Here is a 14938-nt window from a genome sequence, read left to right as displayed (position 1 = left end):
GGGTCGCCACTCACTTCAAGAATTACAAAACTAAATAGTACGTAACCATCTTTAGTGGTGAGTACTTGTGCATGTTGGATTTGTGCTTTTTTAGTACCAATAATATTTACTAAGCGAGCGAATAGCGCACCTGAGTAGGGACTATAAACAAAAACTTGTGTGCCACCGTGCATCGGCGCATTCGACACAATTACACTCGGTTGACTTAAATCGGTGCTATTTAATAAATGCTCGGTTTGCCACGATATTTGTTGCTCGCTAAATGCAGTAAAGTAGTTTGCTTTAAAGCGGCTCCAAATTAGGTCAATTTTTTCTTCAAGGTACCCTAAGTTAAGTAAGCGCTGCTTTGCTTGGTGCTTTTTATCACGGATTTGGTCGCGTTGGTCCATTGGGTTTTCAAGGCCTAGACGCAATGCACGTTGTGTGTGCAAATAAAGTTCGCGTAGTAGGGTGTTTTTCCAATCGTTCCATAGGTTGTCGTTAGTGGCACGAATATCTGCCACGGTCAAACAATAAAGGTAGTCGAGTTGACGCTCTGTTTTTACACGTGTTGCAAAGTCTTTAATTACACCCGGGTCGTTTATATCTTTACGCTGTGCAGTTACAGACATAAGTAAGTGATTACCAACAAGCCATGCTATAAGCTTGCCATCGGATGATGGGAAGCCATGTAATTTAGCAAATGCAATGGCATCAACAGAGCCAAGCTCTGAATGATCGCCTCCACGGCCTTTTGCAATATCATGAAAAATACCGGCTAAATATAAAAGCTCAGGTTTATCCATACGGGTAACTATTTCACTACAAATTGGAAACTCACTCACGCCCGTTTTATCAAAATATTGGTAAATATTATTGATTAATTTGTGGGTGTGCTCATCTACCGTGTAGGCATGAAATAAGTCAAACTGCATTTGTCCAAATATATTACGCCATTGCGGTAAGTAAGCTGCAAGCATGCCGTGTTTGTGCATGAGAGTAAATGCACGGCCCATACCGTTAGGGTGTTTTACCAGACGTAAAAAGGCTTCACGACAGGCTGCGTAATCTTGCAGGTCACCTAGTAAACGACGGCGCACTTGGCGAATAGTTCGAATGGTGCTTGGGTAAATGTGGGTTATTTCTGGATTTTCTGCAATGTGCTCAAACAGAACAAAAAGCTGGTCGCGTCTAAAAAAGACAGATGGGTCTTTTACACGAATTTGATGACCAACTCGCTCAAAGTTTCTGTCGAGTACTTCAACGACTGCTTCGCTGCTCAGTGGTGAAATGCTTTGCTCAAAATACGAAAGCAGCATTTGATTGAGTTCGCGTACACGGCTCATGATACGAAATAAGCGCTTCATCATTCGCTCAACCGACGCTTTACCATCGCTACCAAAGCCAAGTATTTCTGCGGCCAGGGGTTGATGATCAAACAGTAAACGGTTTTCTGAGCGTCCGGCAGCCAAGTGTAATGCAAAACGAATATTCCACAGGTTTTCTAGGCACTCTGATAGCTCTTGAAACTCTTCATGGGTTAAGTAGCCATGATTTATAAGCTCTTGAAGTGTTTCGGCTCTAAAGTGTTTTTTGGCTACCCAAATAATAGTTTGTAAATCGCGAAGACCACCTGGGTTTTCTTTTATGTTTGGTTCTAGGTTGTAAGCTGTACCATGGCATTTACGGTGACGCAGGTTTTGCTCTTGTACCTTGGCTTCAAAAAAGTCATTAGAGCCCCACACTGGCGTTTCGAGTATAAAGTTTTTAAGCTTTTCGAACTCAATATGGTTACCAAAAATAAGACGGCTTTCCAGTAGGCTGGTGGCAAAGGTTACGTCTTCACGTTTTTGCTCTATTGCTTGATCAATAGTGCGCACGCTGTGGCCAATTTCTAAGTTGAGATCCCACAGCATAGTCACAAATTGACCTATTTTTTCACATACACTTTCACTTGGTTGCTCAGTAACAAGCAACAAAAAGTCAATATCTGAATAAGGATGGAGCTCACCGCGTCCATAACCGCCCACGGCAATCAATGCTAGATCAGGTTCATGAGATAAGTCATAAACATGAAATAACTTGATCAACAGGCGGTCGATAAACTCAGCCCGGGCATTAATTAAATTACCAACCGGTTGCTTTGAAAACTCGTTATGTAACCATTTATAAAAATAGCTAGAACAATCGCGATAGTCACTCAGTTGCTCAGCATCGCTAAGCAACTTTTTTACTTTGTTGGGTAATGCCACGTGGGCTGGCTCCTCATTGAACCTTCCACATTGATAAACGTACTATCAACTGCGTCGGTTTATTAGTGTTCGATAATCCTGTCGATAGTATCATCTGATCGTAGCGTTAAAATTTCAACACCATTTTCAGTCACTAATAACGTGTGTTCCCACTGTGCAGACAAGCTGCGGTCACGTGTAACAACAGTCCAATCGTCTTTAAGTAGTTTACATTGACGTTTACCCGCATTAACCATTGGCTCAATGGTCAAACACATACCGGCTTTTAATGTTTCACCTGTACCAGCTTTACCGTAATGCATTACTTGTGGTTCTTCGTGAAATTCGCTACCAATACCGTGGCCACAGTATTCACGTACGATTGAGTAGTTAAAGCTCTCTGCGTATTTTTGAATTGCTTCGCCAATGTCACCTAAACGTACACCCGGTTTTACCATTTTAATGGCAAGGTATAAGCTCTCTTGGGTGACTTCTGCGAGACGTTTACCTTGAATATTAGGTTTACCTACGTGAAACATTTTAGATGTATCACCGTGATAGCCATCTTTAATAACGGTGATGTCTATATTTACGCTGTCACCTTCTTTTAACGGTTTGTCGTTAGGAATACCATGACAAATTACATGGTTAACAGAGGTGCAAATTGATTTTGGAAAACCGTGATAATTTAACGGGGCAGGAACTGCTTTTTGCTCGTTAACAATATAATCATGACAAAGTGTATTTAGCTCATCAGTGGTGATCCCCGGCACGACATGTGGGCCGATCATTTCAAGTACTTCTGCTGCTAAGCGACCAGCTACGCGCATTTTCTCTATTTCTTCAGGGGTCTTGATAATAGCGCTCATTGAGGCTCCAAAGTTGCGTTTTTAACATTTTATCGCTGCATAATTTTTGCACGCGATGTTGAGTATTTAATTTTAATATGGTATAAAGCGCGCCGTCTTTTTACAAATAAATTCTTAAATGATTTTTTGTATTTAAGGCAAACACAATTTGATTTTAACACACACACGTATCGTCACATACACTTGGGTGCATTAGAAGTTTAAATACTTCGGTGTTGGTGCTATGGGATATGTGGAGGCCTAACCCTAAACAACTATAGAGGATCTATAAAATGGCAAACGTTTCAATGCGCGACATGCTTCAAGCTGGTGTTCACTTTGGTCACCAAGCACGTTACTGGAACCCTAAGATGAAGCCTTTCATCTTCGGCACTCGTAACCGTGTACATATCATCAACCTTGAGCAAACTGTACCAATGTTCAACAACGCACTTAAGTTTTTAACTGGCGCTGCTGCAAACAAAGGTAAAGTTCTTTTCGTTGGTACTAAGCGCGCAGCAAGCGACGCAGTAAAAGAAGCTGCTATCGCGAGCGATCAGTTTTACGTTAACCACCGCTGGTTAGGTGGCATGTTGACTAACTGGAAAACAGTACGTCAATCAATCAAGCGTCTTAAAGACCTTGAAATCCAAAGCCAAGACGGTACTTTCGAGAAATTAACTAAGAAAGAAACGTTAATGCTTAACCGCGAAATGGAAAAGCTTGAAAAGAGCCTTGGTGGTATCAAAAACATGGGCGGTCTTCCAGACGCGATCTTTGTTATCGATGCTGACCACGAGCACATTGCTATCCGTGAAGCTAACAACCTAGGTATTCCTGTTGTTGCAATCGTAGATACTAACTCTAATCCAGACGGCGTTGATTTCATCGTTCCTGGTAACGATGATGCTATCCGTGCTGTAACCCTTTACACTAGCGCTGTTGCAGCTGCTATCACTGAAGGTCGCGAGAATAACATCGTTGCTCAAGCTGAGAATGACGATTTCGTTGAAGCTGAGTAATTAGCTGTCATCAAGTCTTCATCTTATTAGGGTGAAGACTTGCTATTCTTGTAGAGCGGGTAACCCGCTTATCTAAACCAGATTTCAGATTTGAGGATTTACTAATGGCTGTAACTACTGCCCTAGTTAAAGAATTACGCGAGCGTACAGGCGCTGGCATGATGGATTGTAAAAAAGCGTTAACTGAGACTGATGGTGACATCGAGTTAGCGATTGAAAATATGCGTAAGAGCGGTGCTGCAAAGGCTGCTAAAAAAGCAGGTAACATTGCTGCTGAAGGTACTATCATCATCAAGCAAAATGCGGGTGTTGCTGTACTTGTTGAAGTTAACTGTCAAACAGACTTCGTTGCAAAAGACGTAAGCTTCTTAGCATTTGCTAACAAAGTTGCTGACGCTGCAATTGCTGAAACAATCTCTATCGAAGACTTACAAGCTAAGTTTGAAGAAGACCGTGTTGAGCTAGTAACTAAAATTGGCGAAAACATCAACGTACGTCGCCTACAGTACATCGCTGGTGAAAACCTAGTTGAGTACCGTCACGGTGAGCGTATTGGTGTTGTTGTTGCTGGTGTTGCTGATGAAGAAACACTTAAGCACGTTGCAATGCACGTTGCTGCTTCAAGCCCTGAGTACTTAACACCTGCTGATGTTCCTGCTGATGTTGTAGAAAAAGAGAAGCAAGTTCAAATCGATATCGCGATGAACGAAGGCAAGCCTGCTGAAATCGCTGAAAAAATGGTTGTTGGTCGCATGAAGAAGTTTACTGGTGAGGTTTCTCTTACTGGTCAAGCTTTCATCATGGAACCTAAAAAATCTGTTGGCGATGTTCTTAAAGAGAAAAACGCAACAGTTACTGGCTTTGTACGTGTAGAAGTTGGTGAAGGTATCGAGAAGAAAGAAGAAGATTTTGCTGCTGAAGTTGCTGCTCAAATTGCTGCTGCTAAAGGTGAGTAAGATTGACTAACGTGAAGTATAAGGAAATTAGATGCAATTAAAGTACTATTTGCTTTTGCTTCACGCTTAGAAATTCTTTAAAATAACCGCGCTTTTATGTTTAACATAAGCGCGGTTATTTTTTATCCATAATTCAATAAAAGTTGGCCCCAAAACTATGACTATCAATCGCAAACCTATTTTTAGACGTGTTCTTCTCAAATTAAGTGGTGAAGCTTTAATGGGAGACGAAGGCTTCGGCATCGACCCTAAAGTTTTAGACCGTATGGCACAAGAAATTAAAGAGTTAGTAGAGCTCGACGTAGAAGTGGGTTTAGTTATTGGCGGCGGTAATTTTTTACGCGGCGGGTCATTAGCTGAGGCTGGTATGAACCGAGTTGTTGGTGACCACATGGGTATGCTGGCAACGGTAATGAATGGCCTTGCAATGCGTGATGCGCTGCATCGTGCATTTGTAAATTGCCGATTAATGTCAGCTATTCCACTTAATGGTGTATGTGATGCGTACAACTGGGCTGAAGCAATAAGCTTATTAAAAACTGGCCGCGTTGTTATTTTTGCAGCGGGTACGGGTAACCCGTTTTTCACTACAGATTCTGCTGCGTGTTTACGTGGTATTGAAATTGAAGCTGATACAGTAATTAAAGCAACGAAGGTTGATGGTGTATTTAGTGACGATCCTGTGAAAAACCCAGAGGCGACGCTTTACCGTCATTTAAGCTACAATGAAATTATTGATAAAGAATTAAAAGTTATGGATTTAGCGGCCTTTACTTTAGCCCGCGATCATAATATGCCATTGAGCGTATTTAACATGAATAAATCAGGCGCGTTAAAACGCGTAATTATGGGTGAAGAAGAAGGAACACTTATCTCTTCACAAGCCTCAGATGAAGTAATCAAATAATTAGGATTGAACCGTGATTAACGATATTCAAAAAGATGCGCAAGCGCGCATGCAAAAGAGTGTAGCAGCACTAGGTAGCCAACTTTCTAAAATTCGTACTGGCCGTGCTCACCCTGCAATTTTAGATGGTATTATGGTGTCTTACTACGGTGCTCCTACACCGTTAAATCAAGTTGCAAATGTAACAATTGAAGATTCACGTACGCTTGCTATTGGTGTTTTTGATAAGTCATTAGCACAAGCCGTGGAAAAAGCGATTATGGCTTCTGACTTAGGTTTAAACCCTATGTCAGCGGGTACAGTTATCCGTGTGCCACTTCCTCCTCTTACAGAAGAGCGTCGTAAAGATTTAATTAAAATTGTACGTGGCGAAGTAGAAGGCGGCCGTGTTGCCGTTCGTAATATTCGTCGTGATGCTAATGGTGACATTAAAACACTATTAAAAGATAAAGACATTTCTGAAGACGAAGCGCGCCAAGGTGAAGATGCAATTCAAAAGTTAACAGATAAATTTATCAAAGAAATGGATACGCAATTAACAGCGAAAGAAGCTGAATTGATGGAAATCTAAACAGCTAATTTTATTAGTTTTGAAACGCCGTCTGGGTTATACTAGGCGGCGTTTTTTTATGGAATACTCGATATTTATGGCTTTAAACGCTGATACAATTTCACAACAATGTTTACCTAAGCATGTTGCTATCATCATGGACGGGAACGGACGTTGGGCGCAAGCTAGAAATAGGCCTCGTGTGTACGGGCATAAAAAAGGCGTGGACGCAGTTCGTCAATCTGTTCAGTTTTGTACTAAATTAGGCGTTCAGTCGTTAACCTTATTTGCATTTAGTAGTGAAAACTGGCGCCGTCCTGAAGACGAAGTAAACACGTTAATGGAGCTATTTTTGTTTGTATTAACAAAAGAGGTTAAAAAGCTTCATAAAAACAATGTAAAACTAACCATCATTGGAGACTTATCTCGATTTTCTGAAGGGTTGCAAAACAAAGTACATAGTGCACAGCAACTGACAGAAAATAACACAGGGTTGTGTTTAAATGTGGCAGCCAATTATGGCGGCCGTTGGGATATGGCAAACGCAGCTAAACAACTTGCAGTGCAAGTTGCAAGTGGTGACATTGACGCACAAGATATTACTGAAGAGCGTATTGCGCAGCATATGAGCATGGCCGATCAACCTGAACCCGATTTACTTATTCGAACGGGGGGTGATGTTCGCATTAGTAACTTTTTACTATGGCAGGCAGCTTACGCAGAACTTTATTTTACCGAAACACTTTGGCCTGATTTTAATGAAGCAGCATTTGCTGAGGCCATTGCGTGTTACGTTGCCAGAGAGCGACGATTTGGTTGTACGGGCGAACAAATAAAACAATTACTCGCTCAAACCTAAATAGATTAAGGGTCACAATTTTGTTAAAACAACGCATTTTAACCTCGCTAGTGTTAGCACCTGCAGCGCTAGCCTTGGTTTTTTATACACCACTGACGTTATTTAGTTACTTTGCAGGCGCCATTGTTTTAATGGGCGCTTGGGAATGGTCTGCTTTTATGGGGCTTTGCGACAAAATCAAAAGAGGCGTCTTTGTTGCGCTAATTGCTGCATTACTGGCGGTGCTTAATTTACATTGGCCGATAGAATCGCTTTGGCAAAACGGCCAGTTAGTGGGTGACGCTAATTATTTATTCACCCTAGCGTTTGCATGGTGGATTGTTGCTAGTTATTTAATTTGGCGTTATCCGGCGATGGCCAAAGCGTGGAATGAAGGGCTGGTAATGCGTGGTATTGCCGGGCTACTAACTTTAGTGCCACTGTGGCTTGCGCTCAATACGCTTCGAAGTGCGCAATATGCTGAGTCTACACATTTTGGTTCTATGCTGATACTTGTGGTACTTGGTATTGTGTGGAGCGCAGATATTGGTGCCTATTTCACTGGTAAAAGCTTTGGCAAACACAAGCTAATGCCAAAAGTAAGCCCAAATAAAACGATTGAAGGCCTTGCTGGTGGCATCGTTGCGTCAATCTTATTTGTTATGGCGTTTTGCCATTTTACCGATGTTGATTTAGCTGTGTGGCCAATTTATGCCATTATGACTGCATTTATAGCGTTATTTTCGGCAGTTGGCGATTTATTAGAAAGTATGTTTAAACGTGAAGCTGGCCTTAAAGACAGTGGAAAATGTTTACCTGGACATGGCGGTATTTTAGACCGTATTGATAGCTTAACAGCGGCAGCGCCAATGTTTGTAATGTGTTATGCATGGACCTTAAGTTTATGAGTCATAAGCAGCAGCTAGTTATTTTAGGTGCTACGGGGTCAATTGGTTTAAGTACACTTGATGTTGTAGCAAAAAACAGTGATTTATTTGGTGTATTTGCTTTAACAGCGGGACAAAATGCAAAAAAAATGGCTGAGCTTTGCATAAAGCATTCGCCCCTTTATGCCGTTATGGCAACGCAAACCGCCGCAGAAGAGCTATCACTGCATTTAAAGGGCACAGCGTGTCAAACGCTGATTATGCACTCACAACAGGCAATGAGTGATTTATGTGCGCATCCTGAAGTAGACATTGTTATGTCTGCCATTGTTGGAGCCGCAGGATTGTTACCCACGCTTAGTGCAGTAGAAGCCGGCAAGAAAGTTCTTCTCGCGAACAAAGAGTCGCTGGTTATGTCGGGTCAATTGTTTATTGATAAAGTTGTAAGGCACAAAGCCACTTTGCTGCCAATTGATAGCGAACATAACGCTATTTTTCAATGTTTGCCTCACTCAATACAGAATGCGCAAAGCGATAAGAACCTGCAAGATAATGGTGTCAGTAAAATTTTACTTACCGGTTCAGGTGGGCCATTTTTAACGCGTGATATCAATACCTTAAAAGAGGTAACCGTAAGCGAAGCCGTCGCGCACCCTAATTGGTCTATGGGGCAAAAAATCTCAGTAGATTCTGCAACTATGATGAATAAAGGGTTGGAGTTTATTGAAGCCAAGTGGCTGTTTAACTGTAACAGCGATGACATTGATGTTGTTATTCATCCTCAAAGCATTATTCACTCAATGGTTCAGTACCATGATGGCTCAATTTTAGCGCAAATGGGTAATCCCGACATGCGCACGCCTATTGCCCATGCATTGGCGTTCCCAAAACGAATTGACGCAGGTGTTAAACCGCTTAACTTTTCAGATATTTGTGATTTTTCGTTCACCAAACCGGACTTTACCCGTTACCCTAACTTGCAGCTTGCTATTGATGCTTGCTCGGCGGGACAGGGCGCTACGACGACCGTTAATGCCGCAAATGAAATGGCTGTCGCTGCATTTTTAAAAGGTGAAATTGGTTTTACAGATATCTACAAAATAAATGCACAAACTCTAGAATCGGCTCAATGCATTAACGTGCAGAGTTTAGATGAAATATTACAATGCGATAAGCTTGCGCGTGCTAGCGCTGCTCAGTTTATAAATAAAGTGGCTCATTAATATGTTTGATTTTATTTGGAATCTTGGATCATTTATTTTAGCTTTGGGTATTTTAGTTACTGTTCATGAGTATGGTCATTTTTGGGTAGCACGAAAAGCGGGGGTTAAAGTACTTCGCTTTTCTATTGGTTTTGGTAAGCCCTTAATCAAATGGCACGACAAATACAACACTGAATATGTCATAGCTGCAATCCCACTTGGTGGTTATGTAAAAATGCTTGATGAGCGTGTGGACGATGTTCCACCAAATCAGCGGCATCTATCTTTTAACTCAAAGTCGGTACAAGCACGAATTGCTATTGTTGCAGCTGGGCCTATGGCAAATTTTTTGTTTGCTATTTTTGCGTTAGCGGTGATGTACATGGTGGGGGTGCAATCGGTTAAACCGGTAGTTGGCAGCATTACTGAGGGAAGCCGGGCAGAGCAAGCCGGCCTTACGCCAAGCCAACATATTATTAAAATAGGTGATGATAATATAACCACTTGGCAAGATGCGACGTTTGCTTTTATGTCGCGATTAGGTGAACAACGCGTAGAAGTTACAGTTCGCGATGAAAACTTACAAACACGCGTTAAAACACTCAACATTGATGGTTGGAAGCTTGATCAACAAGATGTTCCTCCACTAACCTCTTTGGGCATTGTACCATTTCGCCCGCAAGCCACATTAACGGTTGCCGCAGTGACTAAAAATTCGGCAGCGGAACAAGCCAATTTGCAAGTTAACGATACTATTTTGGCTGTAAACGGTGAAACTATAAGCAATTGGCCGCAATTAGTTAATGTAATTACGCAATCGGCTAACAAATCTTTACAATTTAGTGTAAAAAGACAAGATAGTATAAAAACCATAACAGTGACGCCTCAAGGGCGTGTTGGCAACAATGGTATTGAACAAGGCTTTTTAGGTGTAGCGCCTGTTGTGCAGCAATGGCCTGAGGGGTATGTACAATCCCGAAGTTTTGGACCGCTTGATAGTATTGTTCGCGGTACAAAAGAAACGTGGCGATTAATTACGCTGAGCTTTGACATGATTGGTAATTTAATTACGGGTCAGGTTTCGGTTAAAAATTTAAGTGGTCCTGTTGGTATTGCAGTGGGAGCAGGGACTAGCGTAAGCTATGGTTTAGTTGCCTTTTTAAGCTTTTTAGCCCTAATAAGCGTTAACTTGGGTGTATTTAATTTATTACCCCTGCCAGTGCTTGATGGTGGACACTTAATGTATTACATAATTGAACTTTTTCGTAAAAAGCCGGTCTCTGAAAAGACACAAGAATTTGGTTTTAAAGTGGGGGCGTTACTACTCATTTTTCTAACATGTTTCGCTTTGTTCAATGATGTATCGCGTTTGTAGTTAACGCGTAACATTTATTAATTAGAACACGATTGTAAAGCACTAGTAATTTAGGTGTTGAGCGGTAATACAGTTGTAAAGGATAAAGATAATAAAATGGCTATAAAAAAACATTTGGCAGTTTCAAGTTTATTGGGTGCAAGCTTTGCCGCCCTAGGCCAAACTTCCTTTATTGTTGAAGACTTGAAAGTTGAAGGCTTACAACGCGTAGCACTGGGTGCTGCATTAACTCATATTCCTATTAACGTAGGCGATAATGTAGATGACTACACAATTTCAAAAACAATAAAGTCACTTTATCGTTCTGGCCACTTCGACAACATCAAAGCATTGCGTGATGGAAACAACGTTATTTTTAAAGTAACCGAGCGTCCAACCATTAGCTTTATTGAGTTTGAAGGTAATAAAGATATTAAAGATGAGCAACTTAATGAGTCGCTTGATCAGCAAGATATCCGCCAAGGTGAACCACTTGATAAAACCGTAATAGACAACATTGAAAAAGGCTTAGTAGAGTTTTTTCATAGTATTGGTAAATACAATGCAACGGTTGATATTAGTGTTACTAAATTGCCACGTAACCGCGTTAAACTTAAATTGGAGTTTGACGAAGGTGATGCTGCGTCTATCCGTCAAATTAACTTAGTGGGTAATGAGCTTTTTTCTAATGAAGAATTACTAAAACTTGCCGAGTCTCAGCAAGATTTACCTTGGTGGCAGTTTATGGGCAGCGATCGCTACCAAAAACAAACTATTGAAGGCGATTTAGAAAAAATTCGCAGCTTTTATTTAGACCGTGGTTATTTACGTTTTAATATCGATTCGACTCAGGTATCGGTAAGTCCAGAGCGTGAGTCTGTATATGTAACGGCTAACCTTACCGAAGGCGTGAAGTATAAGGTTAAAGGCTTTGATTTTATTGGTGACTTACTCGGTCGAGAAGATTTAATCAAAAGCGTTATCCCACTGAGAGCTGGTGAGCTTTACAATGGCTCTGTTGTTACATCGTCAGAAGAGTTCATTAAAAGTTATTTAGCACGTTTTGGTTATGCAAATGCTGAAGTGCGTACAATTCCTGAAATTGACGACGAAAAGCAAGAAGTTCAGTTAACTTTATCTGTTAACCCAGGTAAGCGTGTTTACGTTCGCCGTATAATTGTTGGTGGTAACCAAAACACCGCAGATGAAGTATTGCGCCGTGAAATGACGCAACTAGAAGGTGCATGGTTATCAAACCAAAATCTTGAGCGTTCAAAACTACAGATTCAACGTTTACCGTACATGGAAACTGTTGATTTTAATGTAGTGCCCGTGCCAGGTGTAGACGACCAAGTTGACGTAGATTTCACTGTAAAAGAACAGTCAGCCGGTAGTTTTAATGCAGGCCTTGCTTATGGTTCATACCTAGGTCTGCAATTTAATATTGGTGTAACTGAATCTAACTTTTTAGGTACAGGTAACCAAATTGGTTTAAATTTAAATACGTCTACTGGCTCTGAAAGTATCAGTTTATCGTACACAGACCCTTACTTTACGCCTGATGGCGTATCGCAAGGCAGCAGTATTTTTTACCGAAACTACGACGCAAGTAAGTTTAGTCTTGTAGATTACAAATCAAAAAGTTATGGTTTAGGTACAAATATTGGTTTTCCGATTGATGCAATAAACCGAGTTAATTTTGGTGTTCGTTGGATAAAAGAAGAGCTGTCAGATATTGCTGAGTACGAGCAAACGCGCGTATTACGTGAGACATTCTTTGACCCTGAAAACCCAGACGCAGGCTTTGATTTTACTAAATATGAGTTAAGTGTTGGTTGGTCACGTATTACGGTTAACCGTGGTTTATTCCCAACAGCAGGTTCGCGCCAAACGTTAAACTTAACGGGGACGACACCAAACTCAGACTTGACCTATTTCAAGCTTAATTACGACTCACGTTTTTACTGGCCAATATCTAACGACCATCGCTGGGTGTTCTCGGCACGTGCTGCGCTCGGTTACGGTAACGGTTATGGGTCAACGAATGGATACGATCAAACGCTTCCGTTCCAAGAGTTCTTCCGTATAACTGAAATGGAACTACGTGGTTTTGACCGTAATACGATATTGCCACAAGCTGTATCACGTATTGCAACAACTATTCCTGGGACACTAAATCCAGATGGTTCTACTTCAGGTCCTATCAATAGTGCGTCGGAATTCGATCAGTTAATACCACAAGGTCGAATTGGTGGTAACGCCAAAGCGGTGGCAGGCATGGAGTTAATTGTTCCTACACCGTTTTTAGATGAAGAAAATACAAGTTCAGTGCGTACCAGCTTCTTTGTTGATGCTGCAAACGTATGGGACACAGAGTTTAGCGTAGACCGCTATCAAAACTTACTCGTAGACCAACGCAATAAGCTGGATGATTATTCAGATCCTATGCGCTTTAGAGTATCGACCGGTTTATCATTACAGTGGATCTCTCCAATGGGTCCTATGCTGATTAGTTTTGCGTATCCATTGCAAAAAGAAGAAGATGACGATACGAAGACCATCAGTTTTAATATTAGTAACACTTTCTAAAGGAGTTTTTTATGACTAAATTATTTAAATCAACGGCAGTAGCTGTTTTAGCAACGTTAATGATGGGTACTTCTGCTAGTGCACTTGCACATAAAGTAGGTGTAGTAGATATGCAAGAAATCTACAAGCAAATTCCTCAAATGGCTAAAATTGAGCAGTCACTACAAAGTGAGTTTGCTGAGCGTCGTCAAGAGCTTGAAAAGTTACAAGGTGATATTCGCTTTGAAGCAGAAAAATTTAAGCGTGAGAGCACAACGATGAGCCAAGCTCAAAAAGATGCACTACGTGATAAAATTCAAGGTATGCAAAAAAACCTTGCTGAAGTAGGTCGTCCTTTAGAGCAAGAAATCAAAGCACGTCAAAACCAAGAGCTTGCAAAAGTTCAGGGCTTAATTATTAAAACAATTGAAGAGATTGCTAAAGACGGTGACTTTGATGAAGTTAAAGTAAAAGACACAACAATTTACTTTAACCCTAAAGAAGTAACAGACCTTTCATCTAAAGTAGTAACCGCTGTTAGCAAGAAATAATCACTCTATGCAAAATTATACGCTTTCGCAAATTGCGGAACTTCTAGGCGCCGAACTTCAGGGTGATGGCGCTTTAGAGATAACAAAAATAGCGACACTTGCAAATGCCCGTACTGGGCATATTGCATTTTTAGCGAACTCAAAATATCGTGTTCAACTTGAAACGACTCAAGCCAGTGCTGTCATTGTTAACCAAGCTGATGCAGCGCACTTTAATGGTAATAAAGTGATTGTTTCAAATCCGTATGTCAGTTACGCAAAGCTTGCGCAATTTATGGATACAACACCGCGTTCAGCCTCTACGGGCATTCACCCAAGTGCAACGATTCATCCGAGTGCAAATATAAGCAAAAGTGCGGCTATAGGCGCAAATGCTGTTATAGAAGCTGATGCAGTCATTGGTGACAAGGCGCAAATTGGTCCGAACAGTTTTATCGGAGAACGTGTTAAAATAGGTGCAGGTACAAAGCTTTGGCCGAGTGTGACTATTTATCACGATGTTGAAATTGGTGCAGATTGTTTGTTCCAGTCAAATAGTGTTATTGGCAGTGACGGATTTGGTTATGCAAATGAGCGTGGGCAGTGGGTTAAAATTCCTCAGCTAGGCTCTGTGATTATTGGTGACAAAGTTGAAGTGGGCGCAAGTACCACAATTGACCGTGGCGCACTCGATGACACAATTATCCATAGCAATGTGATTATTGATAACCAGTGTCAAATAGCACACAACGTTGAAGTTAAATCAGGCACAGCAATTGCTGGCTGCTCTGTCCTTGCAGGTAGTGTTACCATAGGTAAAAACTGCCAAATTGGTGGTATGACTGCAATTAATGGTCACATGTCAGTATGTGATGGTGTTATAATTACCGGTATGAGCATGGTGACAAAATCAATCACCGAACCCGGTATTTATTCATCAGGTATGCCCCATACAACTAACAAAGAATGGCGTAAATCAATTGCTCACTTGCGCAATCTGTCAGACATGAAGTCTCGTTTGAAAGCGCTTGAAGCACTGGCTAAGTCATAAACGTTGAACACATAA

13 protein-coding genes are annotated in these 14938 nt (G+C 41.2%); 11 read left to right on the top strand and 2 right to left on the bottom strand.

Annotation, left to right across the window (positions count from 1 at the left end):
- Both glnD and map read right to left on the bottom strand, forming a co-directional pair.
- Window positions 1-2231, bottom strand: a 2231-nt coding sequence (gene glnD / locus ATS71_RS16020) for a [protein-PII] uridylyltransferase (protein WP_235591515.1), incomplete at its 3' end; no start/stop codon positions are given.
- A gap of 62 nt (window positions 2232-2293) precedes the next feature.
- Complete coding sequence (gene map, locus ATS71_RS16015; protein ID WP_058405713.1) at window positions 2294-3079, bottom strand: type I methionyl aminopeptidase; 786 nt, start codon at window positions 3077-3079, stop codon at window positions 2294-2296.
- A gap of 272 nt (window positions 3080-3351) precedes the next feature.
- On the opposite strand from map, the gene rpsB reads away from it, so the two are divergent.
- The 11 genes from rpsB to lpxD all read left to right on the top strand — a co-directional run bounded on the left by rpsB (window position 3352) and on the right by lpxD (window position 14923).
- The gene (rpsB, locus tag ATS71_RS16010; RefSeq protein WP_058405712.1) at window positions 3352-4080 is read left to right on the top strand and encodes a 30S ribosomal protein S2; all 729 of its coding nucleotides are present in this window, start codon (window positions 3352-3354) and stop codon (window positions 4078-4080) included.
- 104 nt (window positions 4081-4184) lie between these two features.
- Complete coding sequence (gene tsf, locus ATS71_RS16005) at window positions 4185-5036, top strand: translation elongation factor Ts (protein WP_006793635.1); 852 nt, start codon at window positions 4185-4187, stop codon at window positions 5034-5036.
- 157 nt (window positions 5037-5193) lie between these two features.
- Window positions 5194-5943, top strand: coding sequence for a UMP kinase (gene pyrH / locus ATS71_RS16000; RefSeq protein ID WP_006793634.1), 750 nt, complete (start codon window positions 5194-5196; stop codon window positions 5941-5943).
- A 49-nt stretch (window positions 5944-5992) separates the two neighbouring features.
- Window positions 5993-6514, top strand: coding sequence for a ribosome recycling factor (gene frr, locus ATS71_RS15995; RefSeq protein ID WP_257903597.1), 522 nt, complete (start codon window positions 5993-5995; stop codon window positions 6512-6514).
- Between the two features lie 58 nt (window positions 6515-6572).
- Window positions 6573-7352, top strand: coding sequence for an isoprenyl transferase (locus ATS71_RS15990; RefSeq protein ID WP_058405710.1), 780 nt, complete (start codon window positions 6573-6575; stop codon window positions 7350-7352).
- 20 nt (window positions 7353-7372) lie between these two features.
- Window positions 7373-8239 carry a phosphatidate cytidylyltransferase gene (locus ATS71_RS15985; protein ID WP_058405709.1) on the top strand — a complete coding sequence of 289 codons (867 nt, stop codon included), beginning with the start codon at window positions 7373-7375 and terminating at the stop codon, window positions 8237-8239.
- Entirely contained in the window at window positions 8236-9441 is a 1206-nt protein-coding gene (gene ispC, locus ATS71_RS15980; RefSeq protein WP_058405751.1) for a 1-deoxy-D-xylulose-5-phosphate reductoisomerase, read from the top strand. The genes ATS71_RS15985 and ispC overlap by 4 nt, the downstream gene beginning before the upstream one ends.
- A gap of 1 nt (window position 9442) precedes the next feature.
- Window positions 9443-10795, top strand: a complete 1353-nt coding sequence (gene rseP, locus ATS71_RS15975) for a sigma E protease regulator RseP (protein ID WP_058405708.1) — start codon at window positions 9443-9445, stop codon at window positions 10793-10795.
- A 96-nt stretch (window positions 10796-10891) separates the two neighbouring features.
- Window positions 10892-13363, top strand: a complete 2472-nt coding sequence (gene bamA / locus ATS71_RS15970) for an outer membrane protein assembly factor BamA (protein ID WP_058405750.1) — start codon at window positions 10892-10894, stop codon at window positions 13361-13363.
- A gap of 11 nt (window positions 13364-13374) precedes the next feature.
- Complete coding sequence (locus ATS71_RS15965) at window positions 13375-13893, top strand: OmpH family outer membrane protein (protein ID WP_006793627.1); 519 nt, start codon at window positions 13375-13377, stop codon at window positions 13891-13893.
- A gap of 7 nt (window positions 13894-13900) precedes the next feature.
- Window positions 13901-14923 carry a UDP-3-O-(3-hydroxymyristoyl)glucosamine N-acyltransferase gene (gene lpxD / locus ATS71_RS15960; RefSeq protein WP_058405707.1) on the top strand — a complete coding sequence of 341 codons (1023 nt, stop codon included), beginning with the start codon at window positions 13901-13903 and terminating at the stop codon, window positions 14921-14923.
- The last annotated feature ends 15 nt before the right edge of the window (window positions 14924-14938 follow it).

This window comes from Pseudoalteromonas sp. H71 (genome assembly GCF_001468485.1).
Classification (GTDB): domain Bacteria; phylum Pseudomonadota; class Gammaproteobacteria; order Enterobacterales; family Alteromonadaceae; genus Pseudoalteromonas.
This window is presented reverse-complemented; position numbering and strand designations above follow the sequence as displayed.

Coding starts and splice junctions, on each gene's coding strand:
- map (WP_058405713.1), bottom strand. CDS start 3,079: ATGAGCGCTATTATCAAGACCCCTGAAGAAATAGAGAAAATGCGCGTA.
- rpsB (WP_058405712.1), top strand. CDS start 3,352: ATGGCAAACGTTTCAATGCGCGACATGCTTCAAGCTGGTGTTCACTTT.
- tsf (WP_006793635.1), top strand. CDS start 4,185: ATGGCTGTAACTACTGCCCTAGTTAAAGAATTACGCGAGCGTACAGGC.
- pyrH (WP_006793634.1), top strand. CDS start 5,194: ATGACTATCAATCGCAAACCTATTTTTAGACGTGTTCTTCTCAAATTA.
- frr (WP_257903597.1), top strand. CDS start 5,993: ATGCAAAAGAGTGTAGCAGCACTAGGTAGCCAACTTTCTAAAATTCGT.
- ATS71_RS15990 (WP_058405710.1), top strand. CDS start 6,573: ATGGAATACTCGATATTTATGGCTTTAAACGCTGATACAATTTCACAA.
- ispC (WP_058405751.1), top strand. CDS start 8,236: ATGAGTCATAAGCAGCAGCTAGTTATTTTAGGTGCTACGGGGTCAATT.
- rseP (WP_058405708.1), top strand. CDS start 9,443: ATGTTTGATTTTATTTGGAATCTTGGATCATTTATTTTAGCTTTGGGT.
- bamA (WP_058405750.1), top strand. CDS start 10,892: ATGGCTATAAAAAAACATTTGGCAGTTTCAAGTTTATTGGGTGCAAGC.
- ATS71_RS15965 (WP_006793627.1), top strand. CDS start 13,375: ATGACTAAATTATTTAAATCAACGGCAGTAGCTGTTTTAGCAACGTTA.
- lpxD (WP_058405707.1), top strand. CDS start 13,901: ATGCAAAATTATACGCTTTCGCAAATTGCGGAACTTCTAGGCGCCGAA.